Raw genomic sequence first — 23,304 nt, 5'->3', positions numbered from 1 at the left:
AGATGCCGGCAGAGAAATCACGGCCGGATAAGCATGACGCGATCACTAGGGCCGCGTCGGAGACGTTCCTGGCCGAGGGCTTCGACCGGGCCAGCCTCGATCAGATCGCCCAGCGCGCCGGCGTCTCCAAGCAGACGATCTACAGCCACTTCGCCGACAAGGAAGCGCTGTTCAAGGCGATCTGCGCCGAACTCACTGAAAAGCTGACGATTCCGCTGCGCCAGCCGGTGGTCAAGGGCGCCAATCTGCGCAGCATGTTGCTGCGTCTGGGCGATGATGCGCTGGCGATGATGGTCCATCCCGCCTCGCTCGATCTGCACCGCCTGATCATTGGAGCGGCCGCGCGTTTTCCTGAACTGGGACAGGCCGCCTACGAGGCCGGCGCCGGGCGCATGATTACGGAGCTCTCCGCCTTGCTGGAGCAGCGGTCACGATCCGGTGATGGGTTGTCGCGGCCACTCACGCGCGGGGAAGCGGACAGGCTCGCCGAGCAGTTCATCGGCATGCTCCGCGGCTTCCATCAGGTGCGCGGCCTGCTCGGCATCGCCGCGATCCCACCGGCGGAGCGCAAATCCTACGTCGCCGCCTGCGTCGACCTGCTGCTGCGGGCGGCCTGACGCAGCGCCCTCCAGCGGCTCACGACGATATGGTTGACGGCCGATGACCGTCTGAACCTTCCACGCCCTGGAACGCGCCTCCTGTCACCGCACTGTCATCTGGCGCCGATACCGCATCATCCCGCAATCGCGGGAGAGTAGTTGATGCTGCGTATCGAGGGTCTGACCAAGCGTTTCGGTGGCAAGGCCGCCGTCGACAACGTCACCCTATCGATTCCGCGCGGCGAGATGGTCGGCATCATCGGTCGCTCGGGCGCCGGCAAGTCGACGCTGCTGCGCATGCTGAACCGCCTCGCCGATGCCAGCGACGGCCGCATCCTCAGCGAGGAGCGCGACGTCACCGCCCTGCGCGGCGCCGCGCTGAGAGGCTGGCGGCGCGACACGGCGATGATCTTCCAGCAGTTCAACCTGGTCGGCCGCCTCGACGTTCTCACCAACGTGCTGCTCGGCCGTCTCAATCACCGCTCCGCCGCGCTGACGCTGGTCAAGAGCTTCTCGCAGGACGACAAGGTCCGCGCCATCGCCGCGCTCGAGCGGCTCGATATGGGCCATCTGCTGTCGCAGCGCGCCGAGACCCTGTCCGGCGGCCAGCAGCAGCGCGTCGCCATCGCCCGCGCTTTGGTGCAGGAGCCGAAGATCATCCTCGCCGACGAGCCGATCGCCTCGCTCGATCCACGCAACACGCAGGTCGTCATGGACGCGCTGTTCCGCATCAATCGCGAGGACGGCATCACCGTGATCTGCAACCTTCACCACCTCGACATCGCGGCGAAGTACTGCGACCGGCTGATCGGCATGGCCGGCGGCAAGGTCGTGTTCGACGGCCCGCCGCACGCCCTCACCAGCGAGCTCGCCGCCGAGCTCTACGGCATCGAGGCCAAGGATGCCGGAGCCGAGGCGCTCGACCAACTCGACGCCATCGCCATCGAGGAAGCCCAGCGCGCCAAGCAGAACGTCGCCTGAAACAGCCGGCGAAGCGCCCAAGCCTGCACTTAAGCCTGACCTTTCATCACCGATCTTTTGAAAAGGAGCACTCTCATGCTGACCCGTCGTCATACGCTCACGCTTGCCGCAGCCGGCCTTGCCGCGACGCTCGCCGCCCCGGCTTTCGCCCAGGACTGGAAGGCGAAATATCCTGAGCTCGTCTTCGCCATCATCCCGTCCGAGAACGCCTCCGGCGTCGTCGAGCGCTACACCCCCTTCGTCAACTATCTCGCGAAGGAACTCGGCACCAAGGTGACCCTGCGCATCGCCAACGACTACGCCGCGATCATCGAGGGCCAGCGCGCCGGCAACATCCACATCGGCATGTACGGCCCAGCCTCCTTCGCCCGCGCGCTGATGACCGGCGCCAAGATCGACGCTTTCGCGATCGAGACCAATATCGATGGCACCAAGGGCTACTACTCGGTCTTCTATGTGAAGAAGGACTCGCCCTATCAGAAGATCGAGGACCTCAAGGGCAAGAATCTCGGCCTCGTCGACCCGAACTCGACCTCGGGCAACAATGTCCCGCGCTTCGCGCTTGATGGCATGAAGATCGAGCCCGAGACCTTCTTCGGCAAGGTCGTCTACACCGGCAGCCACGAGAACGCGGTCATCGCGCTCGGCCAGGGCACCGTCGACGTCGCCGCCAACTGGTGGAACGACGAGCAGGAGTCGAACCTGCTGCGCATGGACCGCAAGAAGATGGTCAAGGCGGACGATTTCCGCATCATCTACAAGTCCGAGCAGATCGTGAACTCGCCGATGGCCTATCTCACCGAGCTGCCGACCGAGCTGAAGGCCAAGATCCGCGACGCGGTCCTCAATCTCGCCACCCAGGACAAGGCCGCCTTCGACAAGATCTATGAAGGCAAGCAGGGCCCGCTCGTCGCCGTCGACAACAAGTCCTACGACCCGATCATCGAGCTGAACAAGTTCGTCGACGCTCTGCGCAAGAAGAAGTCGTCGTAACTCTGACAGCCGTCATGCTCGGGCTTGACCCGAGCATCTCCTGATCGAGATTCTCGGGTCTGCGCTTCGCTCCGCCCGAGAATGACGCCCAGTCCAGGACCGGCACCAGCCGGTCCTGCGACATGACGGAAGCGCCTCATGACACTCGCGATCGACCGCAACGATCCCGCCATCACCGCCCATGCCGATCTCTATCGGCGCGAAATGGCGGCGAAGCGGCTGCAGACCTTGCTCGGCGCAGCGATCTTCGTCGCCTGCGTCCTGCTCGCCGGCATCGGCTCCGAGGTCGACTTCGCGAAATTCGCCGCGAATGCCTGGCGCTTTCCGAAATACATCCTCGAGACCGTGCCGACGCTTCGCTTGGCGACGCTCGGCGCCGATCTCAAGGAGTGGTACTGGGGCCTCAACGGCTGGCTGAAACTGCTCTGGCAGACCCTGCTGATCGCCTATGTCGGAACGATACTCGGCGCTGTCGGCGGCTTCCTGCTCTGCTTCACCGCCGCCAGCAATCTCGGCCGCTCGGCCGGGCTGCGCTGGGCGACGCGCCGCTATCTCGAATTCTGCCGCACCGTCCCCGAGATCGTCTTCGCGCTGATCTTCGTGATCGCCTTCGGCCTCGGCCCGCTGCCCGGCGTGCTCGCCATCGCCATCCACACCATGGGCGCGATGGGCAAGCTCTTCTCGGAAGTGGTCGAGAACATCGACATGAAGCCGGTTGACGGCCTGACCGCGACCGGCGCGAGCTGGTGGCAGACCATCCGCTTCGCGGTGGTGCCGCAGGTGCTGTCGAACTTCGCCAGCTACGCGCTGCTGCGCTTCGAGATCAATGTCCGCGGCGCCTCGATCATGGGCTTCGTCGGCGCCGGCGGCATCGGCCAGGATCTGATCGAGGCGATCCGCAAATTCTACTTCACCGATGTCAGCGCCATCCTCTTGCTGATCATCGTCACGGTGATGCTGATCGACTACGGCACCGAGCGCCTGCGCCACGCGCTGCTCAGCCTGGAGCACGGCAAATGACGCTCGCCCTCTCGCCCAGCGACCGCGCCGCGCTGATCGCCCGCCACAAGGCCGCGATCGACGGCTCGCTGAAGACCAAGCTCACGACCATCGCCGTCGTCGGCGGCCTCGTCGGGCTCTTCCTCTACGGGCTGACGACGCTCGAGACCTCACTCTGGAAGATCATCGCCGGCTTCTCCAATCTCGGCACCTTCGTGGTGCTGATGCTGCCGCCCGATCCCGGCTCGTTCGCCCGCGCCATCATCTTCGTCAAGGCGCTGTTCGAGACCATCGCCATCGCCTTCCTCGGCACGATCCTGGCGGCGATCCTCGCCTTCCCGCTCGGCTTCCTCGCCGCCAAGAACGTCGTCGCCAACCGCGTCGTGCATTTTCTGGCGCGCCGCTCGATGGACACGGTGCGCGGCGTCGACGCGCTGATCTGGGCGCTGATCTGGGTCAATGTCGTGGGCCTTGGCCCCTTTGCCGGCATGCTCGCGATCATGACCAGCGACCTTGGTGCCTTCGGCAAGCTGTTCTCCGAGGCCATCGAGTCGGCCGATCGCAAGCCGGTCGAGGGCGTCACCTCGGTCGGCGGCGGCAAGCTCCATGAGATCCGGTTCGGCCTGATCCCGCAGGTCCTGCCGGTAATCGCCAGCCAGGTGCTCTACTACATCGAGTCGAACACCCGCTCCTCGACCATTATCGGCATCGTCGGCGCCGGCGGCATCGGCCTTTACCTCGCCGAGACGATCCGCACGCTCGAATGGCAGCAGGTTTCCTTCCTGATCCTGCTGGTCCTCGCGGCGGTAACGGCGATCGACTTCCTCTCGAACAAGCTGCGCTTTGCCATCATCGGCAAGCGGGCGGTCTGAGCTCGGGGCGGGTCAATTCTGACCCGCGCTCCGCTTCGGCACGCTCGCCAGCCAGGCAGCAAGGTCCTTGGCCCAGAACGTCGCCATGCCGGTAGTGCCGTGGCCGCGCGTCTCGGCGCTCGCCGGAATCAGCAGCAACTTGGCGCTTGGCAACCGCTTGAGTTCGCGCTCCATGATGCCGGTCTCGGGCGGGTTGCGCTCGTCATCGGCCGAGTTGATCGCCAGCAGCGGCGCCTTGATCGCCTCGAGTTTCGGCGAGACGTTGTAGTCGCGCGAGGAATCCCACTGATAGAGGAAGTCATTGGCGTCGACGCTGAACGCCGCCTTGAGCCGGTCGTCGAGCAGCTTGTCGGCCGCCTCGCGGGTCGGGGCCAGCTTCTGATAGGCGAGCGTGCCGCCGCTGGTGGCGATGCCGAAGAAGACATTGGCGACGCGAAACCCCTGTGGCTGCTGCGTGTAGTCGCCACCCTTCCAGTCGGGATCGTTGCGGACCGCATCGATGATCATCCGCCGCATCATCCAGTTGCGGCTCGACATCTCGGTTGGCTGCGCGGCCATCGGCACCAGCGCGTCCATGAAATCGGGATATTTCTGGCCCCACATCCAGCTGTGCATGCCGCCCATCGAATTGCCGAGCACAAGCCGGAGATGGCGGATGCCGAGCCCCTCCCTCACCAACCGGTACTGAGCTTCGACCATGTCGTCATAATTGTAGCGCGGGAACTTGGCGCGCAACCCGTCCGACGGCTTGGACGAGCTACCGGCGCCGACCGCGTCTGGCAGGATGATGAAATACTTCGTCGCGTCGAGCGGCTGGCCGGCGCCAAAGAGTTCACCGGCGAAAGTCGGCGTCAGCATGCTCGTCGCCGAGCCAGCCGTACCGTGCAGGATCACCACGGGTTCGCCCGAAGGCTCGCCAACGGTCGCATAGCCGAGCTTGAGTTCCGGCAGGGTCTCGCCGGAGCTGAAGCGGAAATCCTTGATGATGAAGGTGCCGCGCTTTGGCGCGGGATACTCCGCCGCGAGTGCCAGCCAGGACAAGCAGCAAGAGACGGCAACGACTGCCGCGCGCAGCGGCGAGCTTGCGATGATCATGGCGTTTCCTCGTCCCGGCCCGGCACGATCTGATGTCGTGCCTGACGGCGGGGGGAGGATCGCGCCGCGTGTCTTGCAAGGCAAGGCACCGGAACGGCGCATCACATCACAGCGGCGCGAGCGGATCAGTCGCCGAACGGCTCGACTACCATCTCCATCCGCTCGCCGGCGAAGACGCTGTTGACGATGTGGATCGGCGTCAGGTCGGGCAGCGCGTCGATCGCATCCGAGGTGAGCACGGCCGCACCCGGCTCGATCTTGAGCAGCGCCGCCTCGCGCTCGCTGGCGAGCCGGGCCGCCAGCCGCGTCGAGCGCCGAACATAGTCGGGAATCCCGCAGGCCTTGAAGGCGGCGGTGATCGATGACCCCGCTTGCGTCAGGATCTCGTCGAAACGCGGAAAACGCTCGACGCTGAGATAATGGATGCCGGTGCCGACCGGTGTGCCGCCGGCCCGGCTGAGCGTCTCGATCGCCCAGAGCGGCGTGCCCTCGGGAAGGCCAAGCGCCAGGCAATGCTGCGCCTCGCCGGCGATGATCTCCGAGGCGAGCACCGCGCCCGACACCGCGATGCCGACCGCGCCGAAATTGGTGCGCATGCTGACCCGGCGGCCGAGCTTGTAGGGGAAGCGCGGCGCCGTCACCTGGGTGCCGCGCCCGCGCGACACCGTCACCAGCCCGCGCTCGGCGAGATGCCGGAAGGCCTGGCGCACCGTGTGCCGGTGCACACCATAACGCTCGGCCAGCGCGACCGAGGCCGGTAGCGTGTCGCCCGGCTCGTATTCGCCCTGCTCGATCGAAGCGGCGAGCGCGTCGGCGATCCGCCGCCATGCCGTGCCGCCATCGCCGCCCTGATTGTCCGGCATGCCTGACGTCATCAAAATTTCATCCAAAATGTATAGACCTTTTCCAACAACGGACTTATCATAGTCTAGACATTAGCGCTTGGCGAGAGGCCGACACGGTATGACCGAAACCGCGACACGTCAGCACTGGATGGCCGTCCTCGCACGCGCCACACGGGACGAGGTCGATGCGCTGCTGCAGCAGGCGGGACCATTGCCCGCGCATGAAGTGCTGAAAGCGCCCGAAACCGGAACCGTGATGGTCGAGGGTCGCGCCGGCGGCGCCGGTCGCCGCTTCAATCTCGGCGAAGCCACGGTGACGCGCTGCGTCGTCCGTCTCGAAGGCGGCGCCATGGGCTTCTCCTACGCACTCGGCCGTGATGGCCGCAAGGCGCGGCTGGCGGCGGTCACAGACGCGCTCCTCCAGGCCGAAGCCGAGACCGGCCCGCTGCGGCGCGGCGTCTTTGCCCTGGCGCAGAAGCAGCAGGCTGCCCGCGAGCTCGCCTCGCGTAAGGCCGCGGCCACCAAGGTCGATTTCTTCACGCTGGTCAGGGGAGCGTGACGATGCAGGACGACAACCAGATCCATGCCGGCTTCTCCGACCCGGTTTTCCAATCGCAAAGCGCTTTCCGTGCCTTGTTGGCGGCGCTCTCGGAGCCGGGCCTTGCCTGCGACATCGGCGTTTCGGTCGAGACGCCCGTTGGGCTCGAGCCAGCGACGGCGGTCGCGCTGCTGACGCTCGCAGATTACGAGACGCCGATCTGGCTGCCGGCCGCCCTGCGCAACGGTCCCGCCGGCGCCTGGCTGCGCTTCCATTGCGGTGCCCCCCTCGTCGACGATCCCGCCCGCGCCGCCTTCGCCGTGATCGACGGTGCCGCGCCGGAGCCGAAGCTCGCCGCCTTCCACGCCGGCGACGATCAGTTCCCCGATCGTTCGACAACGGTGCTCGTCCAATGCGCCGGGCTTGCAGGTGGCGAGACCGTCACGCTCGAAGGTCCCGGCATCGCCGGCCAGCGCGCCGTCGCTCCAGCCGGCTTGCGTCCGGACTTCTGGGCCGAAATCGAAGGCAACGTCGCGCTCTACCCGCTCGGCATCGACCTGCTGCTGGTCCATGGCGCGCAGGTGCTCGGCCTGCCGCGCTCGACGCAAATCGTGGAGGCCCGCTAAATGTATGTCGCGGTCAAGGGCGGTGAAGCCGCCATCCTCGCCACCCATGATCTCGTCGCCGAAGCGCGCCGCGGCGATGAGAGCGTGCCGGAGCTCGCCGTCACGCAGATCCGCGAGCAGATGGGCCTCGCCTGCGCCCGCGTCATGAACGAGGGCTCACTCTATGATCCCGACCTCGCCGCACTGGCGCTGAAGCAGGCGCAGGGCGATGCGATCGAGGCGGCTTTCTTGATGCGCGCCTATCGCACGACGCTGCCGCGCTTCGGCTCCTCCGAGCCGCTGGATACGGCGAAGATGGCGATCCGCCGCCGCGTCTCGGCGACCTACAAGGATCTGCCTGGCGGCCAGGTGCTCGGCCCGACCTATGACTACACCCACCGGCTCTTCGATTTTGCCTTGATGGACGAAGGAGCCCCGGGCGACGTGCAGGCCCGTCCCGCCGCGCAGCCGCTCGACGCTTCGATGCCGCGCGTGCCCGACATTCTCGGCGCCGAGGGTCTGATGGAAGCGGAAGCGCCGCCCGCCGGCGATCCGCGGCCCTTCGATCTCACCCGCGAGCCCGTCACCTTCCCGGCCGACCGCGACGTCCGCCTGCAGGCCATGGCGCGCGGCGACGAAGGCTTCATGCTCGGCCTCGGCTATTCCGTGCAGCGCGGCTACGGCAACAGCCACCCCTTCGTCGGCGAGGTCCGCGTCGGCGAGGTCGCGGTCGAATTCGGGCCGGAGGAGCTCGGCTTCGCGGTCGATCTCGGCGACATCACCCTGACCGAATGCCAGATGGTCAACCAGTTCGCCGGCTCCAAGGATGTGCCGCCGCAGTTCACCCGCGGCTACGGGCTCTCCTTCGGCCATAGCGAGCGCAAGGCGATGTCGATGTCGCTGGTCGACCGGGCGCTGAAGGCGCGCGAGTTCGGCGAGGCTGCGACCTATCCGGCGCAGCAGGACGAGTTCGTCCTCTACCACTCCGACAATGTCGAGGCGGCCGGCTTCGTCGAGCATCTCAAGCTGCCGCACTATGTCGATTTCCAGGGCGAACTCGAGCTGATCCGCCGCATTCGCCGGGAACGCGAGCAGCGCCTTGCCGAGCAACAGAACGAAGCCCTGCCGGAGGCCGCGGAATGACCGTGCACCAGAGCATCAGCGACGAGACCAGGCCAGCCTACAACTACGCCTATCTCGACGAGCAGACCAAGCGGATGATCCGCCGCGCCCTGCTCAAGGCGGTGGCGATCCCCGGCTACCAGGTGCCGTTCGGCTCGCGCGAGATGCCGCTCGCCCGCGGCTGGGGCACCGGCGGCATCCAGGTCACCGCCGCGATCATCGGGCCCGACGATACGCTCAAGGTCATCGACCAGGGCGCCGACGACACCACCAACGCCGTCTCGATCCGCCGCTTCTTCGAGCGCACGGCCGATGCCCGGACGACCGAGGCGACCGACGAGGCGACGATCATCCAGACCCGCCACCGCATTCCCGAGGCGCCGCTGAAGGCCGGCCAGATCATGGTCTACCAGGTGCCGCAGCCCGAGCCGCTCAGGAAGCTCGAGCCGCACGAGGCCGAGACGCGCAAGATGCACGCCTGGGCCGAATACGGGCTGATGCAGGTCAAGCTCTACGAGAACATCGCCCGCTTCGGCGAGGTGACGACGACTTATGACTACCCGGTCATGGTCAATGGCCGCTATGTCATGGCGCCCTCGCCGATCCCGAAATTCGACAATCCGAAGATGCAGATGTCGCCGGCGCTGCAGCTCTTCGGCGCCGGGCGCGAGAAGCGCATCTATGCGGTGCCGCCGCACACCAATGTGCGCAGCCTCGATTTCGAGGACCACCCCTTCCGCATCCAGAGCTGGGAGCAGCCCTGCGCGCTCTGCGGCGCCGCCGATTCCTATCTCGACGAGGTGGTGATCGACGATCAGGGCGGGCGTATGTTCGTCTGCTCCGACAGCCATCATTGCGAGACGCGGCGGGCGGAAGGCCATCGCGGCGCCATGCTCGCCGACGCCTCGGTGCTGCATCTGGTCGAGGATAAGCCATGAACATGCAGGTCAATCCGCAGGAGCTCGGGCTCGATCCGCAGCCGCTGCTCTCGGTCGCCGGCGTCAGCCGCTTCTATGGCGAGCGCATCGGCTGCGCCGACGTTTCCTTCGACCTCTGGCCGGGCGAGGTGCTCGGCATCGTCGGCGAATCCGGCTCCGGCAAGTCGACCCTGCTGCGCTGCCTCGCCGGCATCGACAAGCCCGACGAGGGCGAGGTCCTGTTCCGCGGCGGGGCCGAACCGCTCGATATCTATTCGGTCGCCGAGCAGGAGCGGCGCCGGCTGATGCGCACCGCCTGGGGCATCGTCCATCAGAACCCGCGCGACGGCCTGCGCATGGACGTCTCGGCCGGCGGCAATGTCGGCGAGCGCCTGATGGACAATGGTGCCCGCCACTACGGCAAAATCCGCGAGACTGCGCTAGACTGGCTGCAGCGCGTCGAGATCGCCGGCAACCGCATCGACGACCGGCCGCGCCAATTCTCGGGCGGCATGCAGCAGCGCCTGCAGATCGCCCGCGTGCTGGTCTCCGAACCCAAGCTCGTCTTCATGGACGAGCCGACCGGCGGCCTCGACGTGTCCGTTCAGGCCCGCCTGCTCGACCTGCTGCGCGTGCTGGTGCGCGATCTCGGCCTCGCCGCGATCATCGTCACCCATGACCTTGCCGTCGCGCGCCTGCTCACCGACCGTTTGATGGTGATGAAGGACGGCCGCGTCGTCGAGCAGGGCCTGACCGACCAGGTCCTCGACGACCCCCACCACGCCTACACGCAATTGCTGACATCGGCGGTGCTGACGGTATGACCCTCTCGCCGCACCCTCTCCCGTCATGGTCGGGCTTGTCCCGACCATCCACGTCTTCGTTTTTAGAGAGCGGTGTTCAAGACGTGGATGCTCGCCACAAGGGCGAGCATGACGGTGGAGCCTTCGTCACAACCGCGTCACCCCGAGCCCGCAAGGCAATGCGACCATGACAACGATGATTCACGTCGAGAACGTCGCCAAGGAATTCACCCTGCACAACCAGGGCGGCGTGCGCCTGCCGGTGTTCGACAACGTCAACTTTTCGGTCGCTGCCGGCGAGGCGCTGGTGCTGGCGGGTGCGTCCGGCGCCGGCAAGTCGAGCCTGCTGCGCATCCTCTACGGCAATTACCGGCCGACCTCGGGCACCATCGCCATCACCCATGGCGGCCGGCCGATCGATATTGTCTCGGCGGTGCCGCGCACCGTGCTCGACATCCGCCGCCGCACGCTCGGCTTCGTCTCGCAGTTCCTGCGGGTCATCCCGCGCGTCTCGGCGCTCGACATCGTCCGCGATCCGCTGCTCGCCCGCGGCGCCTCGCCCGAGGAAGCGAGCGAACGCGCCAAAACCATGCTGGCACGCCTCAACCTGCCGCAGCGGCTCTGGGACCTTGCGCCTGCGACCTTCTCCGGCGGCGAGCAGCAGCGCGTCAACATCGCCCGCTCCTTCGTCGATCCCTCGCCGATCATGCTAATCGACGAGCCGACCGCCTCGCTCGACGCTAACAACCGCAATGTCGTGGTCAGGCTGATCGCCGAAGCGCGCGAACAGGGCTCCGCCATCGTCGGTATCTTCCATGACGAGGCCGTGCGAGAGGCTGTCGCAACCCGCTATCTCGACATCACCGATTTCCGGAAGGCCGCCTGATGTCCACCATCCTGACCAATGCCCGCCTGATCCTCGAGGACGAGGTCGTCACCGGCACCATCGCCTTCGACGAGAGCGGCATCCTCTCGGTCGATCAGGGCAAATCCTCTCTGCCGGAGGCGATCGACGTCCAGGGCGACTATGTCGCGCCCGGCCTCGTCGAGATGCACACCGACAACATGGAAAAGCACTTCATGCCGCGCCCGAAGGTCTTCTGGCCGAACGGGCTCGCGGCGGCTTTGGTCCATGACGCACAGATGGCGGCGGCCGGCGTCACCACCGTCTACGACGCGATCTGCGCCGGCACGCCCTTCTCGGCCAAGGACTACCGCAAGGACATCTTCGCCGATGTGATGGATGCGCTCAGGCTCGGCAGCGCCGAGGGCGTCTTCCGCATCGACCACCGCATCCATATGCGCTGCGAGCTGACCAGCCCCGATCTGCTCAAGGACATCGAGCCCTATCAGGACGATGCCCTGGTCCAGCTGGTGTCGCTGATGGACCACACGCCCGGCCAGCGGCAATGGCGCGACATCGCGCACCTGCGCACCTATGCGCTCGGCAATGGCAAGACCGAATCCGAGTTCGAGGAGGACGTCACCGTCCGCCAGCGCGAGGGCCAGGCCAATGTCGGGCGCAACTGGAGCGCCGTGGTCGAGATGTTCCAGGCGCGCGGCATTCCGATCGCGACCCATGACGACACCACGATCGAGCATGTCGAGGCTGGCATCGCCTCGGGCGCGGTGATCTCGGAGTTCCCGACGACGGTCGAGGCTGCCGAGGCTGCCAAGCAGCGCGGCCTCGCCACCATCGCCGGCGCGCCCAATGTCGTCCGCGGCGGCTCGCATTCCGGCGGCGTCTCGGTCGCGGAACTCGCCGAGAAGGACCTGCTCGACGGGCTCTCCTCCGACTATGTCCCGGCGAGCCTGCTGCAGGCCGTGCTCAAGCTCAACGACAAGCACGGCATCGCCCTGCCGGCGGCGATGGCCAAGGTCACCTGGAAGGTCGCAGACATCCTCGGCCTCAGGGATCGGGGCCATCTCAAGCCCGGACTGCGCGCCGATCTCGTGCGCTTCCGTCCGCTGGGCGCGACACCGGTGATCGCCACCGTCTGGTCGCAGGGACGCCGGGCCTTCTGAGCGCAGCATGACCCAGACCGCGCCACGCTACGCGCTTTATTACACCCCCGCCGCCGACAGCGCCCTCTGGCGCTTCGGCAGCGCGACGCTGGGCTATGACGCCATCACTGGCGCGGACATTAATTTCGCCATCCCACCGGGCTGCGAGGGCCACGACTGGTCGGAGGTGACGGACGAGCCGCGCCGCTACGGCTTTCACGCCACGCTGAAGGCACCGTTCGAGCTCGCCAATGGCCGCAACGAGGGGGCGCTACGGGCCTTCGCGCGCAATTATGTCGCGGGGCGCCCGCCGGTCCGGCTCGCCGGCCTGTCCGTCAACGCGCTCGGCCGCTTCATCGCGCTGACCCCGTCGGAGCCGAGCGATGATCTGCAGCGCTTCGCCTTCGACATCGTCCAGGCCTTTGAGCCGTTCCGCGCTCCGCTCTCGCAGGCCGATCTGGCGCGGCGCCTGCAGAGCCCGCTGACGCCGGCGCACCGCGCCTATCTCGAAGCCTATGGCTATCCTTATGTCGGCGACGCCTTCCGTTTCCATATGACACTGACCGGATCGCTGCCGGACGGGGAGGTCGCGCCGGTCAAGGCGGCGCTGATTAAGGCCCATGCGCAGGCGGTGCCGGCCGGCCCTGCGCTGATCGACCGTGTCGCCATCTTCAAGCAGGAGAGCCGCAGCAGCCGCTTCGTCCTGCTCGACAACATCCCGCTCGGCTAGCGCCTCTTTCAAGGAAGCCCGTCATGGCAGGCAAAAAGCTCGGGCTCGAACCCGTGATCGATCCGACCGCCAGGGTCCGCGACGCCGTGCTCGGCCGCTATACCGAGATCGGCGCCCGCACCTCCTTCGCGGAATCGACGCTCGGCGACTATTCCTATGTCGTGAACGACTCCGACGTGATCTACACGACGATCGGCAAGTTCTGCTCGATCGCCGCGCATACCCGCATCAACCCGGGTAACCATCCGATGCAGCGGGCGAGCCAGTCGCATTTCACCTATCGCGCCAGCGGCTATTTCGAGGATGCTGAGGATGACGCCGACTTCTTCGACTGGCGCCGCTCGACGCCGGTGACGATCGGCCACGATGTCTGGATCGGCCACGGCGCCATCATCCTCGCCGGCCGCAGCATCGGTACCGGCGCGGTCGTTGCGGGCGGCGCGGTCGTCACCAAGGACGTGCCGGACTACACCATCGTCGCCGGCAACCCGGCCCGCATCACCCGCCGCCGCTTCCCGGAGGAGATCGCCGAGCGGCTGAACGCGCTTGCCTGGTGGGACTGGGAGCACGCTGCCCTGCGTACCGCGCTCGAAGACTTTCGGGCGCTATCGGTCGAGGCGTTTTTGGAGAAGCACGAGGGCTGACGGCAGGCACAACCGGTCCCCTCTCCTCCTGCGGGAGAGGGTAGGGTGAGGGGTCGCGCGACGCCAACCACAACCTTGATCTGTCTCTTCCGAAGTCTTCCAGACCTGTGCGACCCCTCATCCGGCCCTTCGGGCCACCTTCTCCCGCAAGGGGAGAAGGGAGTGCGGTGCTCGGGGAAACGGCAGGGCCTCAGCCCTGCTTCGCCTTCTTTGCCCGCTCGATCGCCTCGACGATCAGCTGCTTGGCCTTGGCGGCGTCGCCCCAGCCCGCGAGCTTCACCCACTTGCCGGGCTCGAGATCCTTGTAGTGTTCGAAGAAGTGCTGGATCTGATCGAGCGTGATCTGCGGCAGATCGGTGTAGTTCGTCACGTTCTCGTAGCGCTTGGTCAGCTTCGGCACCGGCACGGCGATGATCTTCTCGTCGCCGCCGCCCTCGTCCTCCATCATCATCACGCCGATCGGCCTGACCGCGATGTAGGAGCCCGGCACCAGCGGGCGCGTATTGGCGACGAGCACGTCGCAGGGGTCGCCGTCTTCGGACAGCGTATGCGGGATGAAGCCGTAATTCCCGGGATAGCGCATCGGGGTATAGAGGAAGCGGTCGACGAACAGCGTCCCGGCTTCCTTGTCCATCTCGTACTTGATCGGCTCGCCGCCGATGGCGACCTCGATCACGACGTTGACTTCTTCCGGAGGATTCTTGCCGATGGAGATCGCGTCGAGCCGCATGTACCTGACCTGTCGATGACAAAACTTCGGGCGCCTTATGCGCGTTCCAGCCGCAAAGGCCAAGCCCGGGCTTTAGTCGCAAGGGGTTACCGATTTGCGCAAGCCGGCAAGCGCTGCTATCGGGCCGGCATGACAGGCGCTATTCCATGCTGAACCACTGGCGGCGGCCGGAAGACCGCTATGCAAGGCGCATGGCGCGGATCGCGCGCTGGGACCGTCCCTTGAGCGGCCGGCTCGATCGCACCCGCGCCTGGGCCAACATGCTGCTGGCCGACCACGGCATTTTCCGGCTCGCCTATCTCAACGCCCACCGCGTCACGCCGCAGCTCTGGCGCGCCGCCCAGCCGGCCCCGACGGACATCGCCTGGTTCGCCCGCCAGGGCGTGAAGACCATCGTCAACCTGCGCGGCGGCCGCGAGCATGGCGCCTGGCCGCTGCAGAAGGAAGCCTGCGAACGCCACGGCATCGCGCTGGTCGAGTTCGTGCTGCGCTCGCGCGGCGCGCCGGACCGAGACACCATCCTCGCCGCGCCCGCCTTCTTCGCCGGGCTGAAGACGCCTGCGTTGGTGCATTGCAAATCCGGCGCCGACCGGGCCGGCTTCTTCGCCGCGCTCTATCTGCTCGTCCATGAGAAGCGACCGCTCGCCGAGGCGATGGCCGAGCTCTCGCTGCGCTATGGCCATTTCCGCTTCGCCAAGACCGGGATTCTCGACGCCTTCTTCGAGACCTACGCGCGCGAGGGCGCCAGCAAGGGCAAGTCGTTCCTTGACTGGGTCGCCGGGGATTATGATCCCGAGCGGCTCGATCGCGAGTTCAAGCCGGGCTTCTTCTCATCCCTGCTCGCCGACCGGCTGATCCGGCGCGAATAGCGCTCAGGCTGCTGCGCCATCCGTCGGCTCGGCGCCGATCCCGAACCAGGTCAGGCGCAGATGGAGCAGCAGGCGCGCCAGCGAAACCAGCCCGATTGCAGCGAGCAGAGCGGGAGACAAGCTGCCGAATCCCCAGATCACGACCGCGACGGCAGCCAGCGCCACTGCGTTGGCCATCATCTGGTTGTGCGGGCGCGAGGAGAAGGCTCCCATTTCCTGCAGTGGCCCGGCCAACGCGCCGCAACCATAGAACAACGCCATGATCGCCATCACCTCGCCGAGGCCACTCCATTTGGTCCCGTCGAGGACGATCTCGTCCGCGCTGATCGCGACGAGCGCGATGGCGAGGAACAGCGCCGTCACGATGGCTGCCATCGCCAAAGTGAGCAGGCGCGCCCTCTTCTGACGATCATGGCCTTGATGCTTGCGCAGATCGCTCATCACCAAAGGAATCGTCACCGCTCCGAACATCTGCGCGGGCATGTCGAGTAGGCGTGTCGCCAGCGCCACATGCGCCGCCAGAACAGGATTGCTCGCCAGCGGCAATGCCAGCAGCGGCGCTGCCGAGAAGCCGAACGAAAGGAGCGCCGACGGCAGGAGATAGGTCGGCGAACTCCGCCATTGGCGACCGGAAGCGCGCAGTTCGGCGCGCGACCAGCGCGACGAATGCATCAGCGGCAGCAGCGAATGGCGCCGGCGCCAAGCCACGTAGAGGGCAGCCACGGCGTGGCCGAATGCATCCGCGGCGAACAGCGCCAGGACGGTCGGTCCAAGCGGCCAGATCAGCAGGATCATCATCCCAGGCTGGACCAACGCCTGGACGATGTTGCTGTTGCCGATCGTGGCGAAATCCCCCTCCGCAGCAGCCTCCCCCAGGATTAGCCGCATCGCCGCGCGGCTCGCCAGCGAGATGAGGAAGAGTGCGCCGAAGCCACGCAGAACCCAGCCCTCGGATGCCGCGAACAGGATTATGACCGCCATCACACTGAGAAAGATCGCGCCGGCTGCCAGTGCGAGGCGGAAGGCACGGCCGAGATGCAAACGGCCGCTGTTCTGGAAGAAGACCGCCTCGAAGCGCAACAGCGCGGCGATCGACACGAAATTCGCCAGCGCCGCGAAGATCGCAAAATCGGCGAAGACCTTGGGCGGGCAGAGCGCCGCCGCCAGCAGCAGACCCCAGACGGACAGGAAACGCGCCTGCACGAAGCGCAACGCCAGCATCGCGCCATCGCGAAAGCCGGCGCGCTTGGTCAGCGACGCTACCGCAGCTTTCGACCCAGCCGCAGCCTGTGTCAGGCCGATCAGATCCTTGGCCAGGCTGACCCCGGTCAGGGCAAGCTGCGCCGCCATATCCGCGTCCTCCGCCGGAAGCTCAGGCAGGTCGTCCGCGCTTGCCGGCTGGCCACGGCGCTCGCCTGTCGGAACCAGCGTGCGATCGATAGGGTCGATCACGTCACTTCGCTCCGTGGGCAACAGGCTGCGCCTCTATGGTTAACGCTTGGTAAATCCCGGAACTTCCATGATATCGCGGCCGGCCCCCGTATCGCACGCGGCTCGTGGCGGAAAAGTGGCGATTGACGTCATTTGTCAGTGATCGGGCTGCGACCGTTGGCACGCGTCAAAGAAGAAGGCCTCCACCAGCAGACGGTGAAGGCCTCAAAGTTCGTCGATCTGGCCGATAGCCGGCAATGATCAGGCGAAGCTTCTCTGCAACGCCTCGAAGCGCTCGACCTGATCCGGCAGCAATTCGCGTGCCTCGTCGCGGCGGACGAAGACCTTGAACATCGCCTCGCCGGCGCCGTTGAAGAACTGCACCGAGCAGGAGCGGCGGCCATGGAAGGCGCGGTCGACCAGATAGATCGCCTTGCAGTTGCCGGCCTTGATGTGTCCGCCGATCGGGCTGTCGCCATGGATGTTGTAGTAGCCGTGGCCGAAAGAGCCGACCGGCAGCGGGCCCTCGCATTCGAGCACGATATCGGCCGTGTGCACGATGAACAGCACCGTGCCCCAGCTCGAAAGCTCCTGCCAGAGCGCCTCGAAGCGCTCGGCCGCGATGAAGCGGCGCTGCTCGTCCGGCGTCGCCTCCAGCACCGCAAGGGTCGAGACGCCGTGCTCGCGCGCGACCGCCTCGATCACCCCGTCCGGCTTGGCGGCCAGTGCCGCCCGGACCTTCTCCATGGCGTCGGCGGAAGCAGCCGGCGCCAGCGTTTCAGTGAGCGGCATGATCCTCAGCCCTCACTCGGCCGCCTGGCGCGGCAGGCGCGGGTTGTGCTCGGTCAGGATCGTCTCGAAGCCCTCGAACTCCGGATGACCGAGATAGAGCGGCGTCGGCCGCGGCTGGCCGGCACTGCGATGCGACTCACGGAACTGCTCCGACTTGGTCCAGGCGGTGAAGTCCTCCTTCGAGGCCCAGGTCGTGTGCGAGGAATAGAGGGTATGATCCTCCTTCTCCGGCCCCTTGAGCAGATGGAAGGCGATGAAGCCCGGCATCTCGTCGAGGCGGGTCTTGCGCGAGGACCAGATCGTCTCGAAGGCCCCCTCTTCTCCCTTGACGACCTTGAAGCGGTTCATGGCGATGAACATCGAAAAATCCTCGGCGGTTCCAGAACAGGGGATCACGGGCGGCTCGCACCGCTCTTGACCCTCCTTAGTAAAGCCGAATATCACCGTCAACAACGGCTCGATGATCGTTGTTTTGAACGATTATAAAATGAGCCAATACTTTGGAATGACTGTAGAGTGGGAAGCTGCCGCTGCACGGCTGCTTGCTGCGCTGCGGCGAGCCCCGAGATGCTCATGCACGACCTGTCATCCTCTGCACCAAACCCGCTCGCCGGCCTGAAGGCGAAACGCCTCGGCCGCGAGTTCGCCGCGGCGATCGGCCTCAGCGCCCTGGCCGCCCTCGGCTTCGCGGGCGAGCTTCGCTCCGGCAGCTTCATCGCCACCGCCCAGGCCCAGACCGCGGAGCGCATCGTCGCAGCCGGCGGCATCGTCACCGAAGTGCTCTACGCACTCGGCCTGCAGGACAAGGTCGTCGGCGTCGACACGACCAGCCAGTGGCCGCCGGAGGCACAGAAGGAGAAGAAGAGCGTCGGCTATGTCCGGGCGCTCTCGGCCGAAGGCGTGCTCTCGCTGAAGCCCTCGCAGATCATCGCCGTCGAGGGCGCCGGCCCGCCCGATGCGCTCGCTTTGCTCAAGGAATCCGGCACGCCGATCACGATGATCCCGGAGGCGCTGACGCCGGAGGCTGTGGTCGCCAAGATAGCGGCGATCGGCAAGGCCGCCGGCGCCGCCGAGCCGGCACAGCAGCTCGCTGCCACGGTCAAGACACGCTTCGATGAGCTCGACCGGCTGCGCACCGGTCTGCCGAAGCAGAAGCGCGTGCTGTTCGTACTCTCCCTCCAAAATGGCCGCACCATGGTCGGCGGGCGCAACAGCACCGCCGATGCGATCATCGCGCTCGCCGGCGGCGTCAACGCCGCCGGCGCTGTCGAAGGCTTCAAGCCGATGACCGACGAGGCGATCATCACGGCAGCGCCGGACATCGTCCTGATGATGCGCTTCAGCAGCGCTCACAACGCGACGCCGGAGGAACTCTTCGCCATGCCGGCTTTCTCGCAGACGCCTGCCGCAAAGCAGAAGGCGCTGATCCGGATGGACGGGCTCTATCTGCTCGGCTTCGGCCCGCGCACGCCGAACGCCGCGCGTGACCTGATGGCCGAGCTTTATCCCGAAGCCAAGATCGCCCAGCTCTCCGCCGCGAAATGACGCTCGCCGTGAAGCAGACGCCGAGCGCGAGCGCCACCGCGCTGGCCGTCCTCGCCGAGGGGCGACGCCGCAAGGGCATCATCGCGGTCGCAGCGCTGGTCGGCTTTTGCCTGCTGCTGATGCTGCTCTCGCTCGGCGCCGGCGCCTTCGCGATCGCGCCCGGCCGCGTCGCCGACATCCTCTTCGCGAAGCTTGGCTTCGGTCCTGCCGAGCTGCTCGACAGCCGCGAGGCGCTGGTCGTGCTCAACATCCGCATGCCGCGCCTGCTGCTCGGCGCGCTGGTTGGAGCGGCGCTTGCGATCTCGGGCGCGCTGATGCAGGGCCTGTTCCGCAATCCGCTCGCCGATCCCGGCCTCGTCGGCGTCTCGGCCGGCGCCGGGCTTGCCGCGGCCGCGACGATCGTCCTCGGCGACCGCTTCTTCCTCTCGAACTTCGCGATGAAGCTGCCCTTCGCGTTGCTGCCCTTCGGCGCCTTCTGCGGCGGCCTCGTCTCGACGCTGGCGCTCTATCTGATCGCGACCCGACAGGGCCGCACCTCGGTCGCGACCATGCTGCTCGCCGGCGTCGCCCTCGGCGCGCTCGCGGGCTCGCTCACCGGCCTGCTCGCCTTCATCTCGGACGACCGCCAACTCCGCGATCTGACCTTCTGGTCGCTCGGCAGCCTCGGCGGCGCGAGCTGGACCAAGCTTTCGGTGGTGGCGCCGATCGTGCTGCCGCTGCTGTTTGCCGTGCCCCTGCTGGCGCGTGGGCTCAACGCCCTGATGCTCGGCGAGGCCGAGGCCTATCATCTCGGCGTACCTGTGCAGCGCATCAAGGCGCTCGCAATCCTGCTGGTCGCGCTCGCCGTCGGTGCCAGCGTCGCCTCAGCCGGCGTGATCGGTTTCGTCGGCATCGTCGTGCCGCATCTGATCCGGCTTTCGATCGGGCCCGATCACCGCCTACTGCTGCCGCTTTCGGCGATCGGCGGCGCGGCCCTGCTGGTCGGCGCCGACATCGTCGCCCGCCTCGTCGTCGTGCCGGCCGAACTGCCGATCGGCATCGTCACCGCCTTCATCGGCGCACCCTTCTTTCTCTGGCTGCTGCTGCGTCGTGGCCGGATCGCGGAGCTCTAGCCATGGCCGCGATCCTCGAAGCAGATGATCTTTCCTTCTCAGTGCGGACCAGTAGGCTGGTGCGCGGCGCCTCGCTTGCCCTCGAAGAGGGCGCCACCACGATCGTCGTCGGCCCCAACGGCGCCGGTAAGTCGACCTTACTCAAGCTCCTCACCGGCGAACTCTCGCCCTCGCAGGGCGCGGTCCGCCTCGACGGCATGGCGCTGCCGCAAATCCCAGGCTGGGAACTCGCCTGCCGGCGAGCCGTGATGGTGCAGAACCAGCGCCTTGCCTTCCCGTTCAGTGTCTACGAGGTCGCCCGGCTCGGGCTCGAAGGCGTCGGCCGGGCACAATCGCGTGCCCGAAAGGAGCAGATCATCGCTCAGGCGCTCGAAACCGCCGGCGTCATCGGCCTCGCCGGCCGCCAGTACCAGACATTGTCCGGCGGCGAGCAGCAGCGCGTCCAGTTCGCTCGAGCACTTTGCCAGCTCGAGGCCGGCCGCAGCGTCGCGCAGCGCCAGATCCTCTTCCTGGACGAGCCGATCGCCAGCCTCGACCTCTGCCACCAGCTTTCCTTGCTCGACGCCGCCCGCAGCATCGCGGCGCAGGGCGCGGCCGTGCTGGTGGTGCTGCACGATCTCAATCTCGCCGTGACCTATGCCGACCGGCTGGTGGTGATGCATGAGGGCGCGATCGTTGCTCAGGGCGAGCCGGCGACGATCCTCGACGACAATTTGCTGCGCGGCGTCTTCCGCGTCTCGCTCTCCTTCAGCCGCTTGCCGCCGGCTGGCCAGCCTTTTCTGCTGCCGCAGCAGCATCTTTCGGCGATCTAGCCTGAACGGCAGGATAAATTTGCGGTTGTGCGCTGCGGTAACAGGTCTATAGCGGGCGCTCCGGCGCCCTTCCGCCTGACCAGGCGAGCGGGCGCATCGCTGGATCGTCGAGCGCGCCATGAACCTCCCCACCGACCGGCTTTCCTTTCCGAAGGACCGCCTCCGCGTCCTCCTGCTCGAGGGGATCAACGATTCCGCCGTCGCTGCCCTGCAGCAGGCCGGCTACACCAACCTCACCCGCCTGCCGAAGGCGCTTGACGAAGCCCAACTCGTCGAAGCCATCGAGAAGACGCATATCCTCGGCATCCGCTCGCGCACGCAGCTGACCGAGCCGGTCTTTTCCGCCGCCAAGCGCCTCTTCGCCGTCGGCTGCTTCTCGGTCGGCACCAACCAGGTCGATCTCGACGCGGCTCGCCTGCGCGGCATACCCGTCTTCAACGCGCCCTTCTCCAACACCCGCAGCGTCGCCGAACTGACCATCGGCGAGATCGTCATGCTGCTGCGCAGGATTACCGACCGCTCGGTCTCGGCCCATGTCGGCGGTTGGGACAAATCGGCCAATGGCTCCTTCGAGGTCCGTGGCAAGGTGCTCGGCATCGTCGGCTACGGCAATATCGGCAGCCAGCTCTCGAACATCGCCGAAGCCATGGGCATGCGCGTGATCTATTACGATCACACCGATCGCCTGCGCCACGGCAACACCGAGCCGGTCGAGAGCCTGAACGCCCTGCTCGCCAACAGCGACGTGGTCTCGCTGCACGTGCCGGAGACGCCCGCCACGCATAACATGATCGGCAAGGCCGAGATCGCTGCCATGCGCAAGGGCGCCTATCTCATCAACAATTCGCGCGGCACGGTCGTCGACCTCGACGCCCTCGCCGAAGGGCTGAAAAGCGGCCATCTCGCCGGCGCCGCGGTCGACGTCTTCCCGAAGGAGCCGGCCTCCAATGTCGAGCGCTTCGTCTCGCCGCTGCAGGGCCTGGCCAATGTCATCCTGACGCCGCATATCGGCGGCTCGACCGAGGAGGCGCAGGAGCGCATCGGCGCCGAGGTGGCGCGCAAGCTGGTCGACTATTCCGATGTCGGCTCGACCGTCGGCGCGGTCAATTTCCCGCAGGTGCAATTGCCGGCGCGCCCGACCGGCACTCGCTTCATCCAGGTCCAGCGCAATGCGCCCGGCATGCTGCGCCGCCTCAACGACGTCTTCGCCAGCCGCAACATCAACATCGCCGCCCAGAATTTCCAGACCGACGGCGAGATCGGCTATGTCGTGATGGAAGCCGATCCGGTCGGCGAGGTCGCGCGCGAGATCATCGAGGAGATCCGCGCCCTCGACGGCACGATCCGCGCCCGCCTGCTCTACGAGCGCGGCTGAGTTCGGCTTCACATCGCGAGTTCCAGCACGTCATGCTCGCCCTTGTGGCGAGCATCCACGTCTTGAACACCGCTCTCGATCAGTGACGTGAAGACGTGGATGGTCGGGATAAGCCCGACCATGACGGCAAATGCGCGCCCGCCTCGTAGACTGTGCATTTTTGCAGTTTTCTGACGCCGTATCACACATCGTGATGCGCCATCGCACAAATTATCTCACCGGCATCCGCACTTCGGAGCGAGCCGATGACCCCGATCGACCTCTACACCTACCAGACCCCGAACGGCCACAAGGCCTCGATCATGCTCGAGGAAACCGGGCTACCCTACGCCGTCACCACCGTCGATATCGAGGCGGGCGACCAGCATCGGCCGAGCTTCCTGGCGCTCAACCCCAACAACAAGATCCCGGTCATCGTCGACCATGAGCACGACCGGACGGTCTTCGAGTCCGGCGCGATCCTGCTTTATCTCGCCGAGCGCTCCGGCGTGCTCCAACCGAACAGCCCGCAGGCCCTCGGCAAGACGCTGCAGTGGAGCTTCTTCCAGGCAGCGCATGTCGGGCCGATGATCGGCCAGCTCTGGCATTTCAAGGTCTTCGCCAGGGAGAAGCTGCCCTACGCGATCGAGCGCTATGAGCGCGAGACCGCCCGCATCCTGCGCGTCCTCGACGGCGAATTGGCGCTGCGGCCCTATCTGGTCGAGGCCAGCTACGGCATCGCCGACATCATGGTCTGGCCCTGGATCAACGCCCTGCCCAAGCTCGGCATAGGCCTCACCGACACCCCTCATCTGCAGCGCTGGCACGAGGCGATCGCAGCCCGGCCCGCCGTGCAGCGCGGCCTCGCCGTGCCGACGCTCGCGCACGCCGACGCCTGAGCACGCCGAGCCA

26 protein-coding genes are annotated in these 23,304 nt (G+C 66.6%); 20 read left to right on the top strand and 6 right to left on the bottom strand.

Annotation, left to right across the window (positions count from 1 at the left end; all coding sequences use genetic code 11):
- Positions 1-2: 2 nt before the first annotated feature.
- From B6S44_RS12795 to phnE (B6S44_RS12775), 5 genes are all read left to right on the top strand, one after another.
- Complete coding sequence (locus B6S44_RS12795; protein ID WP_164985812.1) at positions 3-617, top strand: TetR/AcrR family transcriptional regulator; 615 nt, start codon at positions 3-5, stop codon at positions 615-617.
- Positions 618-761: 144 nt separating this feature from the next.
- Positions 762-1,580, top strand: coding sequence for a phosphonate ABC transporter ATP-binding protein (gene phnC / locus B6S44_RS12790; RefSeq protein ID WP_129157280.1), 819 nt, complete (start codon positions 762-764; stop codon positions 1,578-1,580).
- Between the two features lie 75 nt (positions 1,581-1,655).
- Positions 1,656-2,573, top strand: coding sequence for a phosphonate ABC transporter substrate-binding protein (gene phnD / locus B6S44_RS12785; protein ID WP_129157279.1), 918 nt, complete (start codon positions 1,656-1,658; stop codon positions 2,571-2,573).
- A gap of 138 nt (positions 2,574-2,711) precedes the next feature.
- Positions 2,712-3,593, top strand: coding sequence for a phosphonate ABC transporter, permease protein PhnE (gene phnE, locus B6S44_RS12780; RefSeq protein ID WP_129157278.1), 882 nt, complete (start codon positions 2,712-2,714; stop codon positions 3,591-3,593).
- Positions 3,590-4,444, top strand: a complete 855-nt coding sequence (gene phnE, locus B6S44_RS12775; protein ID WP_129157277.1) for a phosphonate ABC transporter, permease protein PhnE — start codon at positions 3,590-3,592, stop codon at positions 4,442-4,444. The genes phnE (B6S44_RS12780) and phnE (B6S44_RS12775) overlap by 4 nt, the downstream gene beginning before the upstream one ends.
- A gap of 12 nt (positions 4,445-4,456) precedes the next feature.
- Here the strand turns inward: phnE (B6S44_RS12775) and B6S44_RS12770 are convergent, their stop codons facing one another.
- Together B6S44_RS12770 and phnF are read right to left on the bottom strand one after the other, a co-directional pair.
- Complete coding sequence (locus tag B6S44_RS12770) at positions 4,457-5,539, bottom strand: alpha/beta fold hydrolase (protein WP_129157276.1); 1,083 nt, start codon at positions 5,537-5,539, stop codon at positions 4,457-4,459.
- Positions 5,540-5,664: 125 nt separating this feature from the next.
- Positions 5,665-6,414 (bottom strand): phosphonate metabolism transcriptional regulator PhnF, encoded by a 750-nt coding sequence (gene phnF / locus B6S44_RS12765; protein ID WP_129157275.1) that lies wholly within the window; start codon positions 6,412-6,414, stop codon positions 5,665-5,667.
- 88 nt (positions 6,415-6,502) lie between these two features.
- Here phnF and phnG point away from each other — a divergent pair, with 88 nt between their 5' ends.
- From phnG to B6S44_RS12720, 9 genes are all read left to right on the top strand, one after another.
- Positions 6,503-6,943 carry a phosphonate C-P lyase system protein PhnG gene (gene phnG / locus B6S44_RS12760; protein WP_129157274.1) on the top strand — a complete coding sequence of 147 codons (441 nt, stop codon included), beginning with the start codon at positions 6,503-6,505 and terminating at the stop codon, positions 6,941-6,943.
- A gap of 2 nt (positions 6,944-6,945) precedes the next feature.
- Positions 6,946-7,548: a phosphonate C-P lyase system protein PhnH gene (phnH, locus tag B6S44_RS12755; protein WP_129157273.1), complete on the top strand. Its 603-nt coding sequence runs from the start codon at positions 6,946-6,948 to the stop codon at positions 7,546-7,548.
- Positions 7,549-8,670, top strand: a complete 1,122-nt coding sequence (locus tag B6S44_RS12750) for a carbon-phosphorus lyase complex subunit (RefSeq protein WP_129157272.1) — start codon at positions 7,549-7,551, stop codon at positions 8,668-8,670.
- The gene (locus tag B6S44_RS12745; RefSeq protein WP_129157271.1) at positions 8,667-9,587 is read left to right on the top strand and encodes an alpha-D-ribose 1-methylphosphonate 5-phosphate C-P-lyase PhnJ; all 921 of its coding nucleotides are present in this window, start codon (positions 8,667-8,669) and stop codon (positions 9,585-9,587) included. The genes B6S44_RS12750 and B6S44_RS12745 overlap by 4 nt, the downstream gene beginning before the upstream one ends.
- On the top strand, positions 9,584-10,390 hold the full coding sequence (phnK, locus tag B6S44_RS12740) for a phosphonate C-P lyase system protein PhnK (RefSeq protein WP_465246109.1): 807 nt from the start codon (positions 9,584-9,586) through the stop codon (positions 10,388-10,390). Before B6S44_RS12745 ends, phnK begins: the two co-directional genes overlap by 4 nt.
- A 166-nt stretch (positions 10,391-10,556) precedes the next feature.
- Positions 10,557-11,255, top strand: coding sequence for a phosphonate C-P lyase system protein PhnL (gene phnL / locus B6S44_RS12735; RefSeq protein ID WP_129157270.1), 699 nt, complete (start codon positions 10,557-10,559; stop codon positions 11,253-11,255).
- Positions 11,255-12,394 (top strand): alpha-D-ribose 1-methylphosphonate 5-triphosphate diphosphatase, encoded by a 1,140-nt coding sequence (locus tag B6S44_RS12730; RefSeq protein WP_129157269.1) that lies wholly within the window; start codon positions 11,255-11,257, stop codon positions 12,392-12,394. Before phnL ends, B6S44_RS12730 begins: the two co-directional genes overlap by 1 nt.
- 7 nt (positions 12,395-12,401) lie before the next feature.
- Positions 12,402-13,103 (top strand): DUF1045 domain-containing protein, encoded by a 702-nt coding sequence (locus tag B6S44_RS12725; protein ID WP_129157268.1) that lies wholly within the window; start codon positions 12,402-12,404, stop codon positions 13,101-13,103.
- Between the two features lie 23 nt (positions 13,104-13,126).
- Positions 13,127-13,747 (top strand): LbetaH domain-containing protein, encoded by a 621-nt coding sequence (locus tag B6S44_RS12720; RefSeq protein ID WP_129157267.1) that lies wholly within the window; start codon positions 13,127-13,129, stop codon positions 13,745-13,747.
- A 190-nt stretch (positions 13,748-13,937) separates the two neighbouring features.
- On the opposite strand, the gene ppa is transcribed toward B6S44_RS12720, so the two are convergent.
- Entirely contained in the window at positions 13,938-14,477 is a 540-nt protein-coding gene (ppa, locus tag B6S44_RS12715; RefSeq protein ID WP_129157266.1) for an inorganic diphosphatase, read from the bottom strand.
- Positions 14,478-14,623: 146 nt separating this feature from the next.
- Between ppa and B6S44_RS12710 the strand changes: the two genes are divergently transcribed.
- Positions 14,624-15,346, top strand: coding sequence for a fused DSP-PTPase phosphatase/NAD kinase-like protein (locus B6S44_RS12710; RefSeq protein WP_129157265.1), 723 nt, complete (start codon positions 14,624-14,626; stop codon positions 15,344-15,346).
- A gap of 3 nt (positions 15,347-15,349) precedes the next feature.
- Here the strand turns inward: B6S44_RS12710 and B6S44_RS12705 are convergent, their stop codons facing one another.
- The 3 genes from B6S44_RS12705 to hmuQ form a co-directional block, all read right to left on the bottom strand.
- Positions 15,350-16,798 carry a polysaccharide biosynthesis protein gene (locus tag B6S44_RS12705; protein WP_129157264.1) on the bottom strand — a complete coding sequence of 483 codons (1,449 nt, stop codon included), beginning with the start codon at positions 16,796-16,798 and terminating at the stop codon, positions 15,350-15,352.
- Between the two features lie 240 nt (positions 16,799-17,038).
- The gene (hutX, locus tag B6S44_RS12700; protein ID WP_129157263.1) at positions 17,039-17,569 is read right to left on the bottom strand and encodes a heme utilization cystosolic carrier protein HutX; all 531 of its coding nucleotides are present in this window, start codon (positions 17,567-17,569) and stop codon (positions 17,039-17,041) included.
- 12 nt (positions 17,570-17,581) lie between these two features.
- Entirely contained in the window at positions 17,582-17,929 is a 348-nt protein-coding gene (gene hmuQ / locus B6S44_RS12695) for a heme-degrading protein HmuQ (RefSeq protein ID WP_129157262.1), read from the bottom strand.
- 207 nt (positions 17,930-18,136) lie between these two features.
- Here hmuQ and B6S44_RS12690 point away from each other — a divergent pair, with 207 nt between their 5' ends.
- The 5 genes from B6S44_RS12690 to B6S44_RS12670 all read left to right on the top strand — a co-directional run bounded on the left by B6S44_RS12690 (position 18,137) and on the right by B6S44_RS12670 (position 23,291).
- Positions 18,137-19,114 carry a heme/hemin ABC transporter substrate-binding protein gene (locus tag B6S44_RS12690; RefSeq protein WP_248309576.1) on the top strand — a complete coding sequence of 326 codons (978 nt, stop codon included), beginning with the start codon at positions 18,137-18,139 and terminating at the stop codon, positions 19,112-19,114.
- The gene (locus tag B6S44_RS12685; protein ID WP_129157261.1) at positions 19,111-20,226 is read left to right on the top strand and encodes a FecCD family ABC transporter permease; all 1,116 of its coding nucleotides are present in this window, start codon (positions 19,111-19,113) and stop codon (positions 20,224-20,226) included. The genes B6S44_RS12690 and B6S44_RS12685 overlap by 4 nt, the downstream gene beginning before the upstream one ends.
- A gap of 2 nt (positions 20,227-20,228) precedes the next feature.
- The gene (locus B6S44_RS12680; RefSeq protein WP_129157260.1) at positions 20,229-21,038 is read left to right on the top strand and encodes a heme ABC transporter ATP-binding protein; all 810 of its coding nucleotides are present in this window, start codon (positions 20,229-20,231) and stop codon (positions 21,036-21,038) included.
- A 118-nt stretch (positions 21,039-21,156) separates the two neighbouring features.
- Positions 21,157-22,413 (top strand): phosphoglycerate dehydrogenase, encoded by a 1,257-nt coding sequence (serA, locus tag B6S44_RS12675; protein ID WP_129157259.1) that lies wholly within the window; start codon positions 21,157-21,159, stop codon positions 22,411-22,413.
- A gap of 245 nt (positions 22,414-22,658) precedes the next feature.
- Positions 22,659-23,291 carry a glutathione S-transferase family protein gene (locus tag B6S44_RS12670; protein ID WP_129157258.1) on the top strand — a complete coding sequence of 211 codons (633 nt, stop codon included), beginning with the start codon at positions 22,659-22,661 and terminating at the stop codon, positions 23,289-23,291.
- The last annotated feature ends 13 nt before the right edge of the window (positions 23,292-23,304 follow it).

It is taken from the genome of Allobosea sp. Tri-44, assembly GCF_004123845.1.
GTDB lineage: Bacteria > Pseudomonadota > Alphaproteobacteria > Rhizobiales > Beijerinckiaceae > Allobosea.
Note: the sequence above shows the minus strand (reverse complement) of the source record. Positions and strands in the feature narration are given on the sequence as shown.